Below are 20,507 nucleotides of genomic sequence, written 5' to 3' on the forward strand. Positions count from 1 at the left end.
GGCGGCATCAACGTCTACCGGTTCGACCCGGAGACACAGGCGCTGGAGACGGTCTGGCGACCGCGCGGCTGGTTGCGTTGGCTGCAGTGGCTGGACAGGCTGTGAGAGCGCTGCGGCAGGGCCGTCAAGGCCCTGCCGCCGGCTTGCGGGGTTGGTCGGCGACGGCCGTTACGCGCCGCGTGGCACGGTCTGCGGCTCGATGAACTCGAACAGCCCTTCCAGGCCGCCCTCGCGGCCGTAGCCGGACTGCTTCATGCCGCCGAACGGCGCTTCCGGCGCCGGGCCGGTGCCGGTGTTGTGGCCCACGTGGGCGAATTCCAGGCCGGCGATGACGCGCTGGGCCCGATCATTGTCGGCGGTGAACAGGTAGGACGCCAGCCCGAACTCGGTCTGGTTGGCCATCTCGATGGCCTGGGCCTCATCACTGAACGTGGCCACCGGCACCAGCGGTCCGAAGGTCTCCTCCTTCCAGCACGCCATCTGCGCGGTCACGCCGAGCACGATGGCCGGCGGGAAGAAACCGGCCCAATCGTTCTCGAGCGAAGGGGGCACGTCGCCGAGAATGGATTTTGCGCCCTTGTCCAGTGCGTCGGTCAGGTGGCGGCGGACCTTTTCGTAGCCGTTGCGGTCGATCAGCGGGCCGATGTCGGTGTCCGGCTCCATGCCGTCGCCCACCTTCAGCTTCTCGGCGCGCTGCTTCACCCGCTCGGCGAAGTCCTCGGCCACGCTTTCCTGCACCATGACCCGGTTGGCGCACACGCACGTCTGGCCGCCGCCACGGAACTTGTTGCCGATCAGGTTATCGGCGGCGGCATCCAGGTCCGCGTCCTCGAACACGATGAACGGCGCATTGCCGCCCAGCTCCAGGGTGAGCTTCTTCACCTGCGGCGCACTGCGCCCGATCAGCTCGCGCCCGACCTCCGTGGAGCCGGTGAAGCTGAGCACACGCACGTCCGGGTGATCGCACAGGGTATCGCCGATCGGCCCGGCCGAGCCGGTAACCAGGTTCACCTTGCCGGGCGGCATGTCCAGCGCCTCGTCCAGCAGGGTGAACAACGCCACCATGGTCAGGGGCGTCTTCGACGACGGCTTGATGACGCTCGGGCAGTCCGCGGCGATGGCCGCCGATAGCTTCTTGGCGATCATGCCGATGGGGAAGTTCCAGGGTGTTACCAGCGCCACCACGCCGGCGGGGCGGTAGTGGACCGTCCAGCTGCAGTTGCGCGGCTTCTCGGCCAGTTCCCGCGGCGCCAGGGCGTCGAGGTTCTCCGCGCAGTAGCGGAAGAAGCCCGCCGCGTAGTCCACTTCGCCCTGGGCCTCTTTCCAGGGCTTGCCGTGTTCCATGCACAGGATGCGGCCCAGCTCCTCGCGGTTCGCTTCCAGTGCCTTGACGATGTTCTCGAGCCAGCGCCGGCGCTCGGCGATGCTGGCCGGGGTCTTGAGCGCCTCGCGTGCGGCCTCCACGGCGCGGGTGGTCTCTTCGGGGCCCATCCCCGGCACATGCCCCAGCGCCGCCCCGTCCACGGGGTTGTAAACGGTCAGGGTCTTACCGCTGTCGGCGTCCAGCCACTGGCCGTTGATGTAGCCCCGGCAGTTCTTGAGCAATGGCGATTCGAGCATGCTGTCCCCCTTGGTGTTCCGTGGATTCGGCGTCACGGGATGGCTGTCCGGCCGTGGCCGCGGAGCCGGGTGGGCAATCGCCACCGGGCCGCCCCGAGACGCGGGTATTCAGTCATGTTGAATGGATAATCGTGTTACGTCCAGCAACCCCCGTGATCGTTTACTGCACGGGCGGCACGTAACCGCGCTCCTTGTCGACCACATTGTGCAGTGCTTCGCCTGCCTGCCAGCGCCGGAAGTTCGCCAGGAACTGCTCGGTCAGCGCCTCGCGCCAGCCGACCACGTCCCCGGCCATGTGGGCGGAGAGAATCGCCTGCGGGAACGCCCACAGGGGGTGGTCCGCCGGCAGGGGCTCCTCCTCGAAGACGTCCAGTCCGGCGCCGGCAATGGCGCCGGTGCGCAGTGCCTCCACCAGCGCATCGGTGTCGACGATGGGGCCGCGGCCGATGTTGATGAAGCGGGCGCGGGGGTTCATGGCGGCGAACGCCTCGTTGCTGAACAGGCCGCGGGTGTCGTCCGTCAGCGGGGCCGCCACCACGACGAAATCGGCCCCGGGGAGTTCCTGGAGCAGGGTGTCATGGGCGTGGACACGACCGAAGTCGGGGTCGTCCTCCCGGGCCGAGCGGGCAACCGCGTCCACCTGCATGCCTACGCCGGCCAGGAGCCGGCCGATCTGGCGGCCGATGGAGCCGGCGCCGATGATCAGCGCGCGCTTGCCGTTGACCGTCTCGGTGTCGCGGTGCTGCCAGCGGTGCTGATCCTGGTAGCGCACGGAGGCCGGCAGGTCCTTGGCGAAGGCCAGCACCAGGCCGAGCACGAACTCGGCAATGGGCCGGTCGAAGATCCCCCGGGCGTTGGTGATGGGGATGCTGCTCGCCTGCAGTTCCGGAAACATCAGCGCATCCACCCCGGCACTGGTGGCGTGGATCCAGCGCAGTCGGGTTGCCAGGTGCCAGCACTCGGCCAGCATCTCGGTGCGGAAATCCGTGACCAGCAGAATGTCCGCCTGGGGCAGCGCATGCTCCAGGCTCTCACGGTTGTTGGCAAGCAGCAGCCGGGCCTGGTCCGCCATGCCATCCAGCCCGGGGGGGAGGGATTCGTCTTCCGCGGTGAGGACGGCGATGACCGGCTGATCCATGGTGAGCTCCGATTGAAACGCGGGTGTCCAGCGCATGCAGACGTCGTGGTCCATTGGCGCTGTTCTCCCGGCGACGTTATACAGGGGGTGGAGAAGCGTCAACCGAACGCTTTGCAGGCCCCGTCACACGCCTGTTTCAGGGTGCTTGACCCGCCAGCTTGCACAGGCATAGTCTCGCCGGATGGGGACCGGCCGTATCCGCCCGCAGCGCCCGTGCTGACCGGGGATTGTTCCCATCAAGGGCCCAGTGGTCATATCAGCTGTCAACGCGGAGGAACCATGGCAGTCAATCCGATCGATACCGAAGCACAGGACCTGGACGATGTTCGCGACGCCAGCTGGGCCCCGGCGCTGCGTGCGATTCCCGTCGCGGGCATACGCAAGATGGTCAACCTGGCCGCGAGCATGGAGGATGTCATCCATCTGTCCATCGGCCAGCCCAACTTCCCCACGCCGCGGCACATCGTCGACGCCTACATCGAGGCGCTGGAGGAGGGCTATACCGGCTACACCATGGATGCCGGCCTGCCCGAGCTGCTCACCGCCCTGGCGGAGTACTACAGCCAGCGCTACGGCCGCACCATTACCGAAGACAACATCCTGATTACCGCCGGTGCCACGGAGGCGATCTACCTCGCACTTACGGCGACGTCTGCGCCCGGGCGGCAGTTCCTGGTCACGGACCCCACGTTCCTGCTGTACGCGCCGCTGATCCGCATGAACGGCGGTGAAGTGAAGTACATCCCGACGCGGGCGGAGCACGGGCATCAGCTCGATCCCCAGGAGGTGATCGACAACATCGGCATGCGCACCTACGGCATCGTGCTCAATTCGCCGAGCAACCCCACCGGCACCGTCTACCCGGCGGAGACCATCGACGCCATCTGCCAGGAGGCGGCCTACCGCGGTGTCTACGTCTTCAGCGACGAGGTCTACGATCACCTCCTGCTGGACGACATGGAGTATCCCAGCGTGCTGCGCCACGCCGTGGACCTGGACAACGTCATGGTGGCGAGCAGCTTCTCCAAGACGTTCAGCATGGCCGGTCTGCGCATCGGCTGGATCATCTCCAGTCAGGGGGCGATCAAGAAGCTGCGCCGTTACCACATGTTCACCACGACTGTGGCGAACACACCGGCCCAGTGGGCCGGTATCGCCGCCCTCAAGGGAGACCGCTCCTGTATCGACGAGATGGTGCAGGAGTACGCGCAGCGGCGGGACCGTGTGGTGCAGCTGGTGAGCGAGACGCCGCATCTCACGGGCTACTGGCCCCAGGGGGCGTTCTATCTCTTCCCGTCGCTGCCCCACGGGGCCAACGCCGATCAGGTCTGTCTGCGGATGCTGCAGGAGACCGGCGTGTGCACCGTGCCGGGCGATGCCTTCGGCGAGCACTGCAGCAATTCGCTGCGGATCAGCTACTCCACCTCGCTGGACAAGATCGAGGAAGCCTTCGAGCGCATGGTGCCCTGGCTGGCCAAGCAGGACTTCTGACACACGCCCCGTTCGGGGCGTGATGTCGCCGGCGCCAACCTCCGCCCCGGCTACCGGGAGCGGAGGTTGTCTTTTGTGGCCGCTCCCATACGCTATAGTACGGACACCGTTTTTCAACACACTCCGGGGGAACCCAATGACCAGTGCCATCGTCACCGACCGCCAGGACGGCGTCCTGACCATCACCCTCAACCGCGCCGACAAGCGCAACGCGCTCACCGGCGAGATGTACGACGCCATCCGCGAGACCATGGCCGACGCGCGCCGCGACGGCGACGTGCGCGCCGTGCTGCTCAACGCCGAGGGTGAGCATTTCACGGCCGGCAATGACCTGCAGGACTTCGGCCCGAAGGCCGCCGAGCGGGTGGCCAGTGGCGAGAAGGCGCCGGCCATGAAGCTGATCGATGACATGGTCGACTTCGACAAGCCGGTGGTGGCCGCAGTGCGTGGTCATGCCGTCGGCATTGGCACCACGCTGCTGCTGCATTGCGACGTGGTTGCCGCCAGCGAGACGGCGTCGTTCGCGTTGCCGTTCACGCGGCTGGGACTGGTGCCGGAGTTTGCCTCCTCCTACGTACTGCCGCTCCTGGCGGGGCGGGTGCGCGCCAGCCACACCCTGTTGCTGGGCGAGCCTTTTGATCGGGAACGGGCCCGGGAGCTCGGCATTGTCTCCCTGAGCTGCGCCGATGCGGAGCTGGATGAGACGGCGCGTGCCAAGGCGCAGGCCCTGGCCGCACTGCCGCCGCAGGCGTTGCGCGCGACCAAGCGGCTGATCAACAGCGCGGCCTATACCGACCGGTTGCGGGAGGTGATTGCCGCAGAGGGCGAGGCGTTCGCCGCGGGTCTGGTCTCGGAGGAGCATCAGGAGGCCGTGGCGGCGTTTTTCGAGAAGCGGCAGCCGGATTTCAGCCGCTTCAGTTGACGGAGTCCGGGTGGCGCGGCGTTCGGGTTTGAGATGGTGGACCTGAAGGTCCACCCTACGCCGGATTCAAGCACCTATCGGCGTCAAGGCGTAGGGTGGACGTTCACGTCCACCATCTTGTGTGCTCGCTCCGCCTACCACCGCGGCTTGCGCTTCTCCAGGAACGCGTCCACGCCTTCCCGCGCGGCATCCGTATCCATGTTGCACGCCATGGTTCGGGAGGCGTCGGCGTACGCGTCCGCCAGGTCCGCGCTGGACTGACGGTAGAATAGCGCCTTGCCCGCCTGGATCGCTTCCGGCGGCTTCGCGGCGATCTTCGCGGCCAGTTCGTCCGTGGTGTCAGCCAGCGCGTCGTCGTCCACCACGTGGTTCACCAGCCCGATGCGCCGGGCTTCGTCGGCATCCACGAAATCGCCGGTGAACAGCATCTCCAGCGCCGCCTTGCGTGGCACGACGCGGCTGACCGCCACGGCGGGCGTGCTGCAGAACAGCCCCAGGTTGATGCCGGAGGTGGCAAAGCGCGCGGAGCGACCCGCCACCGCCAGGTCTGCGGTGGCCACCAGCTGACAGCCCGCGGCGGTGGCGATGCCCTGGACACGGGCAATCACCGGCTGGGGCAGGTTGACCACCCGCTGCATGAACGCGCTACAGCGGTCGAACAGCTCCCGGTGCGCCTCGCGGTCGTCCATGCCGCGCACTTCCCGGAGGTCGTGCCCGGCGCAGAATGCCTTGCCCTCGGCCTCCAGAATGACCACGCGCACGGTGTCATCCTCGGCGATCACGTCCAGCGCGCCATGCAGCGCATCAATGACGTCGCCGCGCAACGGGTTGTATCGCTCCGGTTCGTCGAAGGCGACCCGGGCCACAGCGCCATCGTGGGTGACGCGGATCGGGGAGGTCTTTTCAGGTGCGGGCTGGCTCATGACATCCTCCATGCCGCAACGTCCGGCGGCCGGCCGGAGTTGCATTGGTGTACCCAACTCACGTACACATGAGCGTAACACCGTGATCGACGCGGGTGGAGTCCATCGGGTCCGGTTCGGGAGATGACAGCGTTCCGGGACTGGGCCAGAATCCATCGCCACATCTTGCTACGTGATGAGGGTTTCCAATGGCGGACGAGATCAGCCGCTTGCGACGCATTCTCGCCGATTACCGCAATGTCGCGGTGGTCGGCCTGTCGGCGAACTGGTATCGCCCGAGCTATTTCGCGGCCAAGTACCTGCTGGACCATGGCTACAACGTGATCCCGGTGAACCCCGCGTACCCGGAGGTCCTGGGCTGCACCAGCTACCCGGACCTGCGCAGCATTCCCGGGCCGGTGGACGTGGTGGACATCTTCCGCCGCCCGGAGGAGGTGCCGGCCCTGGTGGATGACGCCATTGCCGTCGGCGCCAAGGTGATCTGGATGCAGATTGGCGTGGTGCACGAGGCCGCCGCGGCCAGGGCCCGGGAGGCGGGGCTCGAGGTGGTCATGGACCGCTGCATGAAGATCGAGTACGGCCGGCTGTTCGGCGGCCTGAACTGGATGGGTGTGAATACCGGAGTGATCTCCGCCAAGCGCCAGCTCAACGTCCCTTTCTAGAGTGTTCAAGCAATGAGTGATCGCGAGTTCGGTTTCGAGACCCTGTGCCTGCACGCCGGGCATATCCCCGATGCGGCCACCGGCGCCCGGGCCGTACCCATCTACCAGACCACATCCTACGTGTTCGACAGCACCGACCACGCCGCGAGCCTGTTCAACCTGCAGACGTTCGGCAATATCTACGGCCGCATGAACAACCCCACCACCGCGGTGCTGGAGGAGCGCATCGCGGCGCTGGAGGGTGGTCGCGCCTGTCTGGCGGTGGCCTCGGGCATGAGCGCGCAGATGACGGCCCTGCTGACTCTTTGCGAACAGGGTGACGAGATCGTCGCCGCGCGCACGCTCTACGGCGGCACGTTCAGCCAGTTCAATGTCACCTTCCGCAAGATGGGCATTACCGTCCACTTCGTCGACCCGGACGACCCGGAGAACTTCCGCCAGGCCATCACGCCGCGCACCAAATGCGTGTACGCCGAGACCATCGGCAATCCGCTGGGCAACGTACTGGACATCGAGGCGGTGGCGGCCATCGCCCACGACGCGGGCATCCCCCTGGTGGTGGACAACACCCTCGCCAGCCCGCACCTGTGCCGGCCCATCGAGCACGGCGCCGATATCGTGGTGCACTCCGCCACCAAGTTCATCGGCGGCCACGGCACCACGCTGGGCGGCGTGATCGTCGAGTCGGGCAAATTCCCCTGGGACAACGGCAACTTCCCGCAGATGGTCGAGCCCTCCGAGGGCTACCACGGCGTCCGGTTCTACGAGACGTTCGGCGATTTCGCCTTCATCACCAAGTGCCGCGTGGAGACCCTGCGCACGCTCGGGGCGACGCTCTCGCCCATGAACGCCTTCCTGCTGATCCAGGGTGTCGAGACGCTGGCGCTGCGCATGGAACGCCACTGCGAGAACGCCATGAAGGTCGCGCGCTTCCTGCAGGAGCACCCCCAGGTGAGCTGGGTGAAATTCGCGGGCCTGGCGGACAACCCCTACCACCACCTGGCGCAGAAGTATCTGCCGCGCGGGGCCGGCTCCATTCTCACTTTTGGCGTGAAGGGCGGACACGAGGCCGGGGTGCGGTTCATCGAGAGCTGCCAGTTCCTCAGCCATCTCGCCAACGTCGGCGACGCCAAGACTCTGGTAATCCACCCGGCGTCCACCACGCACCGGCAGATGGACGAGGAGCAGCAGCGCACGGCGGGTGTCAGCCCGGACATGATCCGCCTGTCCGTGGGCATCGAAACCGCTGACGACATCCTCTGGGACATCGACCAGGCGCTGCGCGCCTGACCGATCGGACTGGCGCTGGCCGGCGTTCTGCGGCACGATACGTCCCGTTCTTAACGGGAGCCCGACGCCTGGCGGCGGGCAGTGCCATCACGGACGTCACCGCAAAACAGGGAAGGTGTAGTCATGAAACGTTTACTGATCGGATGTGGGCTGGCGGCTGTCGTTGTCGCCGTGGGACTCGGCGCAGGGCCGGTGTGGACCGGCGCGGTAGCGGAGCGTCACCATGCGCGCGCGCTGGAGGCCCTCGAGGGCGAGGCGCAGGTGCGCGTGCGCAGCAGCGAGTACGACCGTGGCTTCTTCGGGGCCACCTCGCGGGTGGAGGTGGAGTTCATCGGGCCGGTGGCCGACGAGTTCGCGTCCTTCATGGAGTGGGAGTTCGGGGTGCGCCAGGCGCCGGTGCTGGTCTTCCATGATCGCATCAGCCACGGGCCGATCCCGTCCGGGAGTGGTGGGGTGCCCGGCGCCGCCTTTGTCGCGAGCCGCGTCGAGGTGGCGGAGCAGATCGGCGAATCCCTGCCCATGTTTGCGGATGATCCGACCGTCATGACGGCCGAGACGCGCGTCGGTTTCGATGGCGCCAGCCGTACGACGTTCGCGACCCCCGGGTGGGATGTGGAGGGTGACGACGCCGCGTTCAGCTTCTCGGGGCTCAATGGCACCTTCAGGATGGACGCGGACATGGTCGGTGGCGAGATCGACATGAACTTCGATCGCCTCGCCGTGACCGAGCTCGGCACCACCTGGTCGGCCCAGGGTGTGCGTTTTCATTCCGAACCGGAGGATCTGGGTGCGGTCGTCTGGACCGGCGACTCGGTTCTGGAGATCGACACGGTGGGCGTCGATGACGCGGAGATCGAGGGGGTGCGTGTCGCCTCCTGGGCCGGGATCGATGACGGCGCCTTCGATATCACCCTGGACGCGACCATGCACGCTATGGTCGCCGACGGCTACCGGATCGAGGAGTCCCGTCTCAAGGCCGCTCTGTACCGCATCGATCAGGAGGCCCTGGAACAAGTGGTCGAGCTGACCGATCAGCTGGAAATGGGACACATCGACGATTACACGATGGGCATGCGCTTGTTCGCCCTGCTTCCGCAGTTGCTGGAGCGCGAGCCGGAACTCGTGATCGAGGAGCTCTCCGTCGCCATGCCGGAAGGGCCGGTCCAGGCCAGCGCCCGAGTCACCTGGGATGGGCGGGCGCCCTCGCTGGAGAACCCCCTGGCCGCGGTTGATGGCCTGTTCGCGGAAGTGCAGGTGAACGCGTCCCGGGAAGCCGTCCACCGCAGCGTGCGTGCCTACGTGCGCCAGGATCTGGCATCCGACATGCTCATGCGCGGTCAGAGCCTCTCCGAAGAGGCCGTTGACGAGCGGGCAAACCAGCTCGCCAGTGAGCGGGTGAACGAGATGGTATCCGGCGGCCTGTTCCAGCTGGACGGCCAGGATCTGCAGGGGCATGTCCTGATCGAGGACGGGCTGGTCCTCGTCAACGGCAAGAACTATGGCCCGGTATGGGGGCTGCTGGCCCCGTAGTCACCGTGAAGCGACCGGTTCAAGGGTGAACCCCTCCCGGTCGCCGGTGATGTACCGCTCTTGGCGCCCGGGCCGTGGGTAAGCGCCTGCGCCCGGGGGGAAGCGCGTGTCGATGGCCGCCTCGCGGCCCCGATCAGGCCCGCTCGCCGTAGATGTAGCGGGTCAGGTCGTCGATCGTGTGCTCCTGATCCTGTATCGCCCACTTGGTGAGGTCACCGGCCGAGACGATGCCGAGCAGGGTGGTGTTGTCCTCGTAGACGGGCAGGTGGCGCAGGCGCTTGTGCGTACACAGTGCCATGGCTTCACCCACGGTCATCTTCGGCGTGGCAACGGCGATCTCGGTGGTCATGACGTCGCGCACGGGCGTGGTGGTGGGGTCGAGCCCCTGATGCACCACCCGTTTCATGAGATCACGTTCCGTGAACAGGCCCTCCAGGTGCCCCTGGTTCATCACCAGGATGCAGCCCACATTGGTTTCCGTCATGGCCTTGACGGCGTCCTTGACCGTGGCCTCGGGCGCGACGGTGTAGAGCGCGTCGTGCTTGTCCTTGATGATGGCGCCGAGCAACGTTTCCATGAATCTCTCCTTCTGGGCTGAAAGGCCGCTCACTGAAAGCATAGCGCAGAGCGGCCGGCGTGGTGACCTGTTGCAGCACGGCGGCACCACCCCAATAATGCCTCCTCTCTCCGCGACCACGATGAGAAGGCAGGCATGACCATCAAGGCCGTATTCTGGGATTTCGGCGGTGTCTTTACCACCAGCCCCTTCGAGAATTTCCGCCGGTATGAAGAGCGGCACGGGTTGCCCCGGGATTTTCTCCGCACGATCAACGCCACCAATCCGGATCACAACGCCTGGGCGCGGTTCGAGCGCAGCGAACTGAGTCTGGATGCGTTCGACGCGGCGTTTGCCGAGGAGTCCCGCGCCGCCGGGCACACGGTCCCGGGGCGGGACGTCATTGCACTGCTTGCCGGTGAGCTGCGCCCGGAGATGGTCGCGGCGCTGGCGCGGGTGCAGCAGAGCTACCGCGTTGCGTGCATCACCAACAACGTCAGCGCCGGCGAGGGGCGCGGCATGCAGACCACCGCCGAGCGGGCGGCGGAGATCGAGGCCGTCATGGACCGGTTTGAACACGTGGTGGAGTCATCGAAGCTCGGCCTGCGCAAACCGGACCCGCGCATCTACCAGCACACCTGTGACCTGGTTGGCGTGCGCCCGGAGGAGGTGGTCTACCTGGACGATCTGGGGGTAAACCTCAAGCCGGCCCGCCACCTCGGCATGACCACCATCAAGGTTGTGCGCCCGCACGACGCCCTGCGCGAGCTGGGCGAGGTGCTGGCGCTGGATCTGCTGCCGCAGCCCTGAGCGGGCACTGCCGCCACGGGGTCAGTCGCCCTGTGGCAGCTCCATGACCATGCAGGTGGTGGAGGCGTGGGCGTAGAGCTTCCCGGCCGGGTCCGTGAGACGCCCCTCCGCGGTCGCCACCCGGCCACCCACGTGAATGACCTTGCCTTCGGCGCGTACCGGGCCGGTGTCGGGGGTGAGGGCGCGGACGTAGTTCACCTTCAGCTCCAGCGTCGTATAGCCCCTGCCCCGGGGCAGGGTGGACTGAACGGCGCAGCCCACGCAGGAGTCCAGCAGCGTCGCCGCCCAACCGCCGTGAACGGAACTGATCGGGTTGTAGTGAGCTGCCTGCGGCGTGCCCTGGAAAACCACCCGGCCTTCCTCGGCCAGAATGGGGAGAAAGTTCAGCGTCTCACCGATGGGCGGGTGGGGGAGTTCGCCGTTGAACATGGCCTGCAGGAACTCCAGGCCGGAGTACTGGCCGATGGTGGCCAGGCTGTTGGTGCTCGCCTGGCGCAGGCGCCGGCGAACCGTTTCCGCTTCTTCTTCCCAGCGCGCGCGGATGGCGGCCGGATCGCTGTGATCGGTTGTCGTCATGGTGATGATCTGCCTCGGGTGGATGTCTCGGGCGCGGATTTCCCGAGCGCCTCGAACCCCTTCTCCAGGTGGACGGGATGGCCATGGGGCGTGGTTTCATAGGCGGCGACCCAGGCGTCGCGGAACGCCGCCAGGTCTTCGGCGGCAGCGGCGCCCTGGCGGCTGAGCAGGCCCTCCAGGGCCCGCAGCCAGTCCAGGTAGTACTGGTCCGGCGCGTCGGCGATGCCGGCGTCCGCGGAGCGTTTGCGTTCCGTGGCCAGGGCGTCCGCCCACTCGCTCCAGGTGAACAGGCCGCACTCGTTCAGGTGGACGGTCATGGCGAACGCCTGTGCCTGCCAGGGCGCTTCGAACGGAGGCTGATCGTCACTGTGCATGGAGGTAGGTCTCCCACAGGTCGAGCATCACGGTATCGCCGTCGGTTGCTTCGGAGCCCCACAGATCCCGCGCCCGGAACTGCACCGTGTAGAGGTGGTCGGGGTTCTCGCCCTGGAAGTGGGCGTTGGTGTCGGGCAGCACGTGGCCGCCGTGGTGGCGCAGGATGATGCCCTCACGGCCGCGGGCGTAGCGGGGCAGCCGGGTGTGCCCCCGCGGGTGTTCGTTGGTGGTGACCACCTGGTCGCCCACCCGGAACCGGGGCTGTGTGTCGATGTCCCGCTCCGTCGGGCCGCCGCGGCGCAGCATGGTGCGGGCGCCGGCAGCGTCCACCGGCGGCGTGAGCGGCTCTCCGGCGGGCTCCCCGGTGCGCAGCTCCGCCTCGGTGACCAGGCCGGCTTCCACCATGAGCCGCTCCAGGGCGTCGATCCAGCGCTCGTAGTAGCCGTAGCCCAGGTAACGCGCCGGGTGCATGTCTTCCCGGGCGCGGCGGCTGGCGTCGATGTTCCAGCGGCCCCAGGCAGCCATGACCACCGTCATCGCCATGGCGCGGTTGTACCAGTCCGGGTGAGCGTGGGTGTCGTGGACGTCCGGCACGGCGCCGAAGCCGTGCATGCCACCCAGGTCGTGTGCGCCGTTCATGCATCACCTCCTGCGGTGTCCGGCGTCAGCGCGCGGCCGGCGCCGACCATGGCGTCACGGGTGACCAGGTCCGCCAGCGCCTCTTCGCTCCAGTCGTCGGTCCCGGCGGGGCGCTGCGGGATGACCAGGTAACGGATCTCGGCGGTGCTGTCCCACAGGCGGATATCGACGCTGTCATCCAGGTCCAGGCCGAACTCCCGCAGCACGGCCCGGGGTTCACGGACCGCCCGCGCCCGGTAGGCCTCCGACTTGTACCAGGTGGGCGGGATGCCCAGCACCGTCCACGGGTAGCAGGAGCACAGCGTGCACACCACCAGGTTGTGAACGCGGTCGGTATTCTCCACCGCCACCATGTGTTCGCCCTGGCGCCCCTGGTAGCCCAGGTGAGCAATGGCGGCGGTGGCGTCGTCCAGCAGCCACTGCCGATACCCGGGGTCCACCCAGGAGCGGGCCACGACGCGTGCGCCGTTGCGCGGCCCCACATCGTTGGAATAGGTCTCGATGATGGCCTCGAGCGCGCCGGGATCCACCAGCCCCTTGCGCGTGAGCAGCGACTCCAGCGCCTGGACCCGCAGCGCCGGGTCCGGCGGGACGTGGCTGTGGTCATGGTCGTGATCGTGGTCGTGGCTCATGGGACGATCCCGGGTTACCGTCATTACCATGACAATAACGCGCCTGGCGCGGTTTCCATAACGCTGTTTCAGCGACGGCGGACAGGAGTGAGGCGGGTGACAGGCTGGTGGCGGGTAGTCCTGTTGGTTGTGCTGGTGGCAACGGTGTCCACCGGCGCCGTGCTGTGGAGCACCTGGATGCCCGGAGAGAGTGTCCGTGGCCCACTGGCGGCGCCCGATGGCGAGACGTCCGCCCTGGCGTCGGTGCTGGAGGCCGACGTGCGCGCGCTGGCCGAGGAGATCGGCGAGCGCAACATGCACACGGACGGTTCCATGGCGGCGACCGTGGACTGGCTGGAGCAGCGCCTCGGTGCAATGGGTGTGACGCCGGAGCGGCATGTCTACGTGTTGCAGGGGGGACGCTGGGCCGGGGAGCGCGCCGTCAATGTGGTCGCCGAGGTGCCGGGCACCCGCGCGGCAGACGAGGTGGTGATCGTTGGTGCCCACTACGACACGGTGCCGGGATCGCCCGGAGCCAACGATAATGCCTCCGGGGTTGCCGTGCTTCTGGCGCTGGCCGCGTGGACCCGGGAAAACCCGCAAGCGCGTACAGTGCGCTTCATCGCCTTCGCCAACGAGGAGCAGCCCTTCCACCAGACCCGTGACATGGGCAGCGAGGCCTACGTGCGCGATGCTGACGAAACCGGCGACGCCATTGCCGCCATGATGGCGCTCGACGGGCTGGGCTACTACAGCACCGAGCCCGGTAGCCAGCACTATCCCTACGACTGGATCCGGTGGTTCTACCCGGAGCGTGGCGACTTCATCGGCTTCGTCACCCGCACGCGCGATGCCAATCTCGTGCGCCAGGCCGTCGGCGCGTTCCGTCGTGATGCCACCATCCCTTCCGAGGGTGCGGCGCTGCCCGCCATTGTCCCCGGCATCGGCTGGTCGGATCACCGTCCGTTCTGGGATGCAGGCCATGCGGCCTTTCTGGTCACCGATACCCTGCCGTTCCGGGATCCACAGTACCATCGCCGGGGAGACACGCCGGAGCGCCTGGATTATGATCGCCTCGCCCGTGTTGCCATCGGCCTGCGTGGCGTTGTCGAGGCGCTGGGGACACCGGACGGGGAATAACGCCGGGAAAGCGCATGTTACCCAATGTCACCCCTTCACATGCGCATGAAATTCAGTACAATGCGCGATTCACCGAAGCAGCGGGTCTCCCGCATTCCGGACAGTTCTGAGGGATAGTCAATACATGGTTACCATTCGTCTGGCACGTGGCGGCGCCAAGAAGAGCCCCTTCTACTACGTGGTTGTCACCGACAGCCGTGAGGCGCGGGATGGCCGGTTCATCGAGCGTCTGGGCTTCTACAACCCCGTGGCCCGTGGTCAGGAAGCCGAGAATCCGCTGCGCCTGAACCTGGAGCGCGTGGACCACTGGATCGAGCAGGGTGCACGCCCGTCCGAGCGCGTGAACCAGCTGATCAAGAAGGCCCGCAAGGAGCAGCAGGTCAGCGCCTGAGCGGCTGCCTGGTCAAGGGGTGAGTCGCCGTGGCGGATGACGACGACACCCGGCTGATCGTCCTGGGGCGAGTCTCCGGGATTTTCGGCGTGAGCGGTTGGGTACGGATCTACTCCTACACTGATCCGCGCGAGAACATTTTGCAGTACAGCCACTGGCACCTTCCCGCCGAGGGAGGGTGGCGCCGCCTCAGGGTCGAGGAAGGCCGCCGCCAGGGCAAATCGGTGGTGGCACGCCTGGAAGGGTGTGACGACCGGGATCAGGCGCGTGCCCTGATGGGGTCCGACATTGCGCTGCCCCGTGCGGAGCTGCCGCCGCTGCAGGAAGGTGAGTATTACTGGTTCGACCTCCAGGGGCTGCGGGTCTACAACCGTGAGGGTGTCGATTTCGGTACCGTGTCGCACCTGATGGCGACCGGGGCCAACGATGTGCTCGTTGTCCGTGGAGAGCGTGAACGACTGATCCCCATGGTGCTGGATCAATTCGTTCACCGCGTCGATCTCGACGCTGGCGTGATCGAGGTCGACTGGGATTCCGACTTCTGAGCGCCGGTCGGCGGAGGGAGCATGCGCGTTGACGTCATCACGCTGTTCCCGCAACTGGTCGAGGCGGTTGCTCAGTATGGGGTCACGGGGCGCGCGGCCGATCGGGGCCTGCTGCAGCTGGTGACCTGGGATCCGCGGGCCGATGCCACGGATCGCCACCGCACCGTGGACGACCGATCCTACGGCGGCGGCCCGGGCATGGTCATGAAAATCGAGCCGCTGCGCACGACCATTCGCCGCGCGCGGCAGGACGGCGAAGCGCCGGCCGGCGTGATCCATCTCAGCCCCCAGGGGCGTCGGCTGGATCAGTCGAAGGTGGCGGAGCTGGCATCGCGGGAGCGGATGATTCTGCTCTGCAGCCGTTACGAGGGCGTCGACGAGCGGTTGCTGGACGCGGAGGTGGACGAAGAACTCTCCATCGGAGATTTCGTCCTCAGTGGCGGGGAGCTCCCCGCCATGACGGTTATCGACGCAGTGAGCCGGCTGTTGCCCGGCGCACTGGGCCACGAGGACTCCGCGGCGGAGGACTCGTTTGCAGCGGGGGTGCTGGATTATCCGCACTACACCCGCCCGGAGAACATGGATGGCCAGGCTGTGCCGCCGGTGCTACTCGGCGGAGATCATCAGGCCATCGCCCGCTGGCGGCGGAAGCAGGCGCTGGGCCGGACATGGCTGCGTCGGCCCGACCTGCTGGCGGGGCAGGAACTGGACGCAGACAGCCGCAGGCTGCTGCGGGAATTTATCGATGAATATCGAACCGACGACCGGGACAAGCCGGTCTGACACCGGCAGAGGATAACGGCATGACCAACATCATTGACGAGCTCAACAAGGAACAGATCGAGGCGCTGGGCCGCGATGTGCCTGAGTTTGCCCCGGGTGATACCGTGCTGGTGCAGGTGCGCGTCCGGGAAGGCAACCGCGAGCGGCTGCAGCCCTTCGAAGGCGTGGTCATTGCCAAGCGCAACCGCGGCCTGGATTCGGCGTTCACCGTGCGCAAGACCTCCCACGGCACGGGCGTGGAGCGTGTCTTCCAGACCTACAGCCCGCTGATCGAGAGCATCAAGGTCAAGCGTCGCGGTGATGTGCGCCGCGCCAAGCTGTACTATCTGCGCGAGCTCAGCGGCAAGGCCGCCCGTATCCGCGAAAAGGTCTGAGCGGCCCCCGACCCGCTGCTCAAGCAGGATCCTCGAAAACCCGCCGGCTGCACGCGCAGCGGCGGGTTTTCGTGTGTTCAGGGGTGTCGCCCGGGCGCGGGGTTTCAGGATCCGGTGCGCAGGCGCGCCGTGAGTGCACGCCGGGCCTGCTGGCCCGGCTCGCTGATGAGCGCCACCCCCACCGCCGCCAGCAGGATTCCGCCCCAGGCGGCAAGGGGCATGACCTCGCCCAGCACCAGCCAGGCAATGACGGCGGACACCGGCGGGACCAGGAAGAACAGCGCCGAGACCCGGGATGCCAGGCCCCGTCGCACCATTGCCAGCAGTAGTGTGACCGCGATCAGTGAGTTGCCCACGACCAGGTAGGTGATGGCAATGATGAATTCGCCGGTCCAGTCCACCCGCAGGGGCTCCAGCGCCCAGGCAATGGGCATCAGCACCAGAAAGCCGATCCCGCACTGAACGATATTGGCACTGACCGGATGCTGCGCCACGCCGAAGCGTTTCTCGTACAGGGTGGCGGAGGTCATGGCCAGCAGCGAGCACACCGCGAACGCGATGCTGATCAGCGAGGTCGCCTCCACGGCCATGCGGGAGGTGATCACGATCCCGGCGCCCAGAAGCCCCAGGATCAGTCCGATCCAGCCCTGCAGATTCACCCGCTCCCCAACCAGCGGTGCCGCCAGGAAGCCGACCACGATGGGGTGCAGGGAGGCGATCAGCGCCACGGCTCCTGCCGACAGGCCGTACTCCAACGCCATGTACACGCCACCGAAGAAGAACACCTGGATACACAGGCCGACCACCGCCACGTGCAGCCATTCCAGCGGGGTCTTCGGCAGCGCCGGTCGCAGCAGGAAATAGAGCGGCAGCAGCACCGCCACCACCAGCGCATAGCGCAGCGCCAGCAGTGTCATGGGGTCGGTATGCGGCAGCGCCATGGCAGCGAAGACGAAACCGCTGGCCCACATCAGCAGGAAGACCACCGGTGCGCCTTTCAGTGCCTGCTCAAGAAGTCCGCGGTTCATTGGCTGCCTGTGTTCATTTTCGGGGAAGCGATAGGTTCGATGGCGGGCCGTGCCGGCCGCGAATGGGTTATCATGCCTGCTCCGGAAACACTGTTATAACCCCTGGCCAAATGGATCGGCCCCATAACGACAAGCGAGGAGAGACCGCCCATGAGACGTACTCTCGGCCTGATACTGTTCACCCTGGCCTGCATGCCTCTGGCCGCCACGGCGGAGGATGGCGAGAAGCTCCGTGATTACCTGGAAGGCACCTGTGGGCTGGCTGGTGCCGGCAAGGGCGCCCCGGACCATGAAGACTGCATGGCCGAGGAGCGCGATTCCTTCGAAGACAACCTGGCGAGCATGCGCGCACGTTTCGAAGCGGCGTGTGAAGATGCGTCCGACGATGACCATGCGGCCTGTCTGCGCGAGCAGGGCGAGCGCCAGGCGGAGGAGTTCCGGGAGCACATTGCCGCGGTGGACGACGATACCCGCGCCCGCGGCGCCAAAGAGCTGCACGAGCGTCTGTCGCAGTTGTGTACGCAGGTGCTGCGTCAGTCCCCCGGTAGTGCCTCTCACGATTACTGTATTGCGCAGCATGCGCTTCAGTACTCCTATTTCGCCGAAGCCGCCGTGGAGGCGCTGGAGCAGGACCCGGACCTGAGCGGCTACTGAGGCGTGTGATGGTGGTGGCCGGGGTAGCGCCGACGGCGTGATCCCCGCGTCACCGCCGCATGCTGAATGCACGGGGCCGGCCATCGGGGTGCAGGGTCAGCACCAGCACGAGACCATAGCAGACCGCCCCGGCCAGCAGTACCTCGCTGAGGCCGACCGTCATCGCGATGACTACCGCGGTGACCGCGCCGAGGACGGAGAACACGCCGTTGATCGCCCACATCCAGGGCACCGCGCCGCCGTAGCGCTGGAGGTCCATGGAGCGCACCACCAGCGGAAACGGAAAGCCCAGGGCGAAGGAGAGCGGCGCGAGCAGCAGCGCGCTGGCGATGATCCGCCCGGCGAGCTCCAGGGGCATGAGCCAGTCCAGCAGCGCGGGCAGCCCCCAGGCGAACCCGACCGTCAGGGCCACCACCGCCAGCGCCGCCACCGCCAGCGCCGCGCCGAAACGGGTGGGTGGCACGCGGCTCGAGGCGAGACTCCCCAGCCCCATGAACACCAGCAGGGCGAACAGCAGCACTGCCAGTGACAGCACCGGATCGCCCAGGAACAGCGTCAGCCGCTGAACCAGGGACACCTCCACCAGCATGAAGCCCAGCCCGATGGCTGCAAACAGCAGCACCTGCCGAGGCAGGCGTCGCCGTTCCCCGGACGGGTGGCGGAAGCCACGGGCCAGCGGGTGGAGCAGGACCAGGGCGCTCGCCCCCAGTGCAGCCCAGAACAGCCACTGGATGGCCTGGGGCAGCGATGGCTCGAAGTGGTAGAAGAACGGTCGGTTGTCCGTGACCGCCGACAGGTTGTGCCCCTGCTCCTCGACCCGCGCCATGGCATCGTCCAGCGACATCTGCCCGTGGGCCATGCCCTGCAACAGCGGGTTCATGGCGCCCTGTTGGCGCACGTGTGGCGTATAGCTCGCATTGGTGGAGAAGCCCACGTTGGCCGCCTGCCGCAGGATGCGTCGGGCCGTGGACGGCGGGAACGGCTCGTCGGCCACCACGAACACGGGGTAGGGGAACGAGCCGAGAATGTAGATGTGCTCCATGGCCTCGGGCGTGTCCATGCCCCGGCCGGCCATGGCATCCAGCGTGATGCGCAGCAGCCGCAGAATGGCCAGCTCATCGTGGGTGACCACCACGAGCTGACCGCCCTCGTTGAGGTGATCCAGATACTCCCCCACGGCCTGCTCCGTGAGCAGGAAGTTCTCGGTCAGGGCGAAGCCCTCCCGGCTGCGGCTGGTGTTGGTGACCGGCAGACTCATGAAGATGAGGTCGTAGGCGTCATCGCTGCGCTTGATGAAATGCCGCCCCTCGCCGTGGCGGACGTCGATATGGTCGAAGTCGGTGTACAGCCCGCCGTTGTACGCCCCCTGATCGCGGACGATGTCCAGCAGCTCGCGATTGACCTCCACCGCAGTGATCGACTCGAAACCGGCACGGGCTGCGAGGAGTACGTCGCGGCCGCCACCGGGGCCGATGATCAGGGCGTTATCCCGCCGCTCCTCGTCCATGAACAGAAAGGGGAAGCGTCCCGGGAACTCGCGTTCCAGCGTCTCCACGGCATCACCGGGGTTGGCCAGATCCCCCGTGAACCGGTACATGGGCGTGCCCGCCGTGCCGTCGATGTAGAGGTCGCGATGGTCATCGGTGCGGGCGTAGGTGATAAGGTCCGTGCGGCCGAAGGCGCTCCAGCGGCTGTCGGTCACCGCCCCCTCGCGCGGCCCGTGAATGGCGTCGTGGATCTCCTTGTCCGGGTTGTTGCCCACCGGCAGCGTGGTGCCCATCACGCCGGTGGCCTGGACCAGGGTCAGCCCCAGAGTGGCGGCCAGGGCAACCCCGGAGGCGGTCAGTGCCAGCGCCCGGCCGGCCTCTGCCTGGCGCGCCAGCAGCAGGCTGCCTGCGGCGGCAATGACCGCCAGCGCGAAACTGCCACCAATCCCGCCCCAGACGTTCAGTGCAATCACCGCAACAACCGCGCCGGCGGCGGCACCGGCCAGATCGGCGCCGTACAGCGGGCCGCTCATGGCCGCGTGGCGACGATAGAGCTCGGCGAAGAACAGGCCCGCGGCCAGGAACGGCAGCAGGATCACGGCGAAGAACGCGAGGCCGTATTCATGCACACCGGTACGCTGCGCCAGGGCCAGTATCAGGCCGATGGCCATGGCGATGACCACGGCCGACGCGGCGCCGAACAGTGCCAGAACTGTGGGCTCCGCCCGCGTGCCGGCCCAGTACCGGTGCAGGAGATGGACCATGACCCCGCCCAGCCCCAGCCCCAGCAGTGCCAGCGAGACCACCACGAAGACGTAGTGGTGGGAGAGGGCAACGGAGAGTACCCGCGTGAGGGTGATCTGCAGGCCGAGAAAGGCCAGCGAGATCAGGAACACGCCCGCGAGCAGGGGCACTGCCCTGCTCACGGCGTGGTCCTGGTCAATGGCAGCCGCCCGTTCAGC

The 20,507-nt window shown here is 67.2% G+C and carries 22 protein-coding genes; 12 read left to right on the forward strand and 10 right to left on the reverse strand.

The window, feature by feature from the left end:
- Window positions 1–168 precede the first annotated feature (168 nt).
- Together BMZ02_RS17710 and BMZ02_RS17715 are read right to left on the reverse strand one after the other, a co-directional pair.
- Window positions 169–1,620 (reverse strand): NAD-dependent succinate-semialdehyde dehydrogenase, encoded by a 1,452-nt coding sequence (locus BMZ02_RS17710; RefSeq protein WP_091646296.1) that lies wholly within the window; start codon window positions 1,618–1,620, stop codon window positions 169–171.
- Window positions 1,621–1,780: 160 nt separating this feature from the next.
- A complete protein-coding gene (locus BMZ02_RS17715; RefSeq protein ID WP_245754076.1) occupies window positions 1,781–2,812 on the reverse strand; it encodes a D-2-hydroxyacid dehydrogenase in 1,032 nt (343 codons plus the stop codon).
- Between the two features lie 225 nt (window positions 2,813–3,037).
- Between BMZ02_RS17715 and BMZ02_RS17720 the strand changes: the two genes are divergently transcribed.
- Together BMZ02_RS17720 and BMZ02_RS17725 are read left to right on the forward strand one after the other, a co-directional pair.
- The gene (locus BMZ02_RS17720; RefSeq protein WP_216110932.1) at window positions 3,038–4,249 is read left to right on the forward strand and encodes a pyridoxal phosphate-dependent aminotransferase; all 1,212 of its coding nucleotides are present in this window, start codon (window positions 3,038–3,040) and stop codon (window positions 4,247–4,249) included.
- Between the two features lie 136 nt (window positions 4,250–4,385).
- Window positions 4,386–5,171, forward strand: a complete 786-nt coding sequence (locus BMZ02_RS17725; RefSeq protein WP_171909981.1) for an enoyl-CoA hydratase-related protein — start codon at window positions 4,386–4,388, stop codon at window positions 5,169–5,171.
- 134 nt (window positions 5,172–5,305) lie between these two features.
- On the opposite strand, the gene BMZ02_RS17730 is transcribed toward BMZ02_RS17725, so the two are convergent.
- Window positions 5,306–6,094, reverse strand: a complete 789-nt coding sequence (locus BMZ02_RS17730; RefSeq protein ID WP_091646408.1) for an enoyl-CoA hydratase — start codon at window positions 6,092–6,094, stop codon at window positions 5,306–5,308.
- A gap of 188 nt (window positions 6,095–6,282) precedes the next feature.
- Here BMZ02_RS17730 and BMZ02_RS17735 point away from each other — a divergent pair, with 188 nt between their 5' ends.
- The 3 genes from BMZ02_RS17735 to BMZ02_RS17745 all read left to right on the forward strand — a co-directional run bounded on the left by BMZ02_RS17735 (window position 6,283) and on the right by BMZ02_RS17745 (window position 9,576).
- The gene (locus BMZ02_RS17735) at window positions 6,283–6,756 is read left to right on the forward strand and encodes a CoA-binding protein (protein ID WP_091646299.1); all 474 of its coding nucleotides are present in this window, start codon (window positions 6,283–6,285) and stop codon (window positions 6,754–6,756) included.
- Between the two features lie 12 nt (window positions 6,757–6,768).
- Window positions 6,769–8,046 carry an O-acetylhomoserine aminocarboxypropyltransferase/cysteine synthase family protein gene (locus BMZ02_RS17740; protein ID WP_091646301.1) on the forward strand — a complete coding sequence of 426 codons (1,278 nt, stop codon included), beginning with the start codon at window positions 6,769–6,771 and terminating at the stop codon, window positions 8,044–8,046.
- 123 nt (window positions 8,047–8,169) lie between these two features.
- Window positions 8,170–9,576 (forward strand): YdgA family protein, encoded by a 1,407-nt coding sequence (locus BMZ02_RS17745; protein WP_091646303.1) that lies wholly within the window; start codon window positions 8,170–8,172, stop codon window positions 9,574–9,576.
- Window positions 9,577–9,709: 133 nt separating this feature from the next.
- Here BMZ02_RS17745 and BMZ02_RS17750 read toward each other — a convergent pair whose 3' ends face one another.
- On the reverse strand, window positions 9,710–10,153 hold the full coding sequence (locus BMZ02_RS17750) for a CBS domain-containing protein (protein WP_171909982.1): 444 nt from the start codon (window positions 10,151–10,153) through the stop codon (window positions 9,710–9,712).
- A 135-nt stretch (window positions 10,154–10,288) separates the two neighbouring features.
- Between BMZ02_RS17750 and BMZ02_RS17755 the strand changes: the two genes are divergently transcribed.
- Window positions 10,289–10,942, forward strand: coding sequence for an HAD-IA family hydrolase (locus BMZ02_RS17755; RefSeq protein WP_091646306.1), 654 nt, complete (start codon window positions 10,289–10,291; stop codon window positions 10,940–10,942).
- Window positions 10,943–10,963: 21 nt separating this feature from the next.
- On the opposite strand, the gene BMZ02_RS17760 is transcribed toward BMZ02_RS17755, so the two are convergent.
- The 4 genes from BMZ02_RS17760 to nthA are packed head-to-tail and all read right to left on the reverse strand — an operon-like array spanning window position 10,964 to window position 13,164.
- A complete protein-coding gene (locus BMZ02_RS17760; protein WP_091646308.1) occupies window positions 10,964–11,518 on the reverse strand; it encodes a PaaI family thioesterase in 555 nt (184 codons plus the stop codon).
- Entirely contained in the window at window positions 11,515–11,892 is a 378-nt protein-coding gene (locus tag BMZ02_RS17765) for a nitrile hydratase accessory protein (RefSeq protein ID WP_091646310.1), read from the reverse strand. Before BMZ02_RS17765 ends, BMZ02_RS17760 begins: the two co-directional genes overlap by 4 nt.
- Window positions 11,882–12,532 carry a nitrile hydratase subunit beta gene (gene nthB / locus BMZ02_RS17770; protein ID WP_091646312.1) on the reverse strand — a complete coding sequence of 217 codons (651 nt, stop codon included), beginning with the start codon at window positions 12,530–12,532 and terminating at the stop codon, window positions 11,882–11,884. The genes BMZ02_RS17765 and nthB overlap by 11 nt, the downstream gene beginning before the upstream one ends.
- Window positions 12,529–13,164, reverse strand: a complete 636-nt coding sequence (gene nthA / locus BMZ02_RS17775; protein ID WP_091646410.1) for a nitrile hydratase subunit alpha — start codon at window positions 13,162–13,164, stop codon at window positions 12,529–12,531. Before nthA ends, nthB begins: the two co-directional genes overlap by 4 nt.
- A 96-nt stretch (window positions 13,165–13,260) precedes the next feature.
- On the opposite strand from nthA, the gene BMZ02_RS17780 reads away from it, so the two are divergent.
- The 5 genes from BMZ02_RS17780 (at window position 13,261) to rplS (ending at window position 16,376) form a co-directional block, all read left to right on the forward strand.
- Window positions 13,261–14,283, forward strand: a complete 1,023-nt coding sequence (locus BMZ02_RS17780) for a M20/M25/M40 family metallo-hydrolase (protein WP_171909983.1) — start codon at window positions 13,261–13,263, stop codon at window positions 14,281–14,283.
- A 124-nt stretch (window positions 14,284–14,407) separates the two neighbouring features.
- Window positions 14,408–14,674 carry a 30S ribosomal protein S16 gene (gene rpsP, locus BMZ02_RS17785; protein WP_091646316.1) on the forward strand — a complete coding sequence of 89 codons (267 nt, stop codon included), beginning with the start codon at window positions 14,408–14,410 and terminating at the stop codon, window positions 14,672–14,674.
- Between the two features lie 29 nt (window positions 14,675–14,703).
- On the forward strand, window positions 14,704–15,219 hold the full coding sequence (rimM, locus tag BMZ02_RS17790) for a ribosome maturation factor RimM (protein ID WP_091646318.1): 516 nt from the start codon (window positions 14,704–14,706) through the stop codon (window positions 15,217–15,219).
- A gap of 21 nt (window positions 15,220–15,240) precedes the next feature.
- A complete protein-coding gene (gene trmD, locus BMZ02_RS17795; RefSeq protein ID WP_091646319.1) occupies window positions 15,241–16,002 on the forward strand; it encodes a tRNA (guanosine(37)-N1)-methyltransferase TrmD in 762 nt (253 codons plus the stop codon).
- A 20-nt stretch (window positions 16,003–16,022) separates the two neighbouring features.
- A complete protein-coding gene (gene rplS / locus BMZ02_RS17800; protein ID WP_091646321.1) occupies window positions 16,023–16,376 on the forward strand; it encodes a 50S ribosomal protein L19 in 354 nt (117 codons plus the stop codon).
- Window positions 16,377–16,480: 104 nt separating this feature from the next.
- Here rplS and BMZ02_RS17805 read toward each other — a convergent pair whose 3' ends face one another.
- The gene (locus BMZ02_RS17805; RefSeq protein WP_091646323.1) at window positions 16,481–17,404 is read right to left on the reverse strand and encodes a DMT family transporter; all 924 of its coding nucleotides are present in this window, start codon (window positions 17,402–17,404) and stop codon (window positions 16,481–16,483) included.
- 150 nt (window positions 17,405–17,554) lie between these two features.
- On the opposite strand from BMZ02_RS17805, the gene BMZ02_RS17810 reads away from it, so the two are divergent.
- Complete coding sequence (locus BMZ02_RS17810) at window positions 17,555–18,058, forward strand: hypothetical protein (RefSeq protein WP_091646325.1); 504 nt, start codon at window positions 17,555–17,557, stop codon at window positions 18,056–18,058.
- Between the two features lie 49 nt (window positions 18,059–18,107).
- On the opposite strand, the gene BMZ02_RS17815 is transcribed toward BMZ02_RS17810, so the two are convergent.
- Window positions 18,108–20,471 (reverse strand): spermidine synthase family protein, encoded by a 2,364-nt coding sequence (locus BMZ02_RS17815; protein WP_139209262.1) that lies wholly within the window; start codon window positions 20,469–20,471, stop codon window positions 18,108–18,110.
- Window positions 20,472–20,507: the final 36 nt, after the last annotated feature.

This window comes from Aquisalimonas asiatica (genome assembly GCF_900110585.1).
GTDB classification, from domain to species: domain Bacteria; phylum Pseudomonadota; class Gammaproteobacteria; order Nitrococcales; family Aquisalimonadaceae; genus Aquisalimonas; species Aquisalimonas asiatica.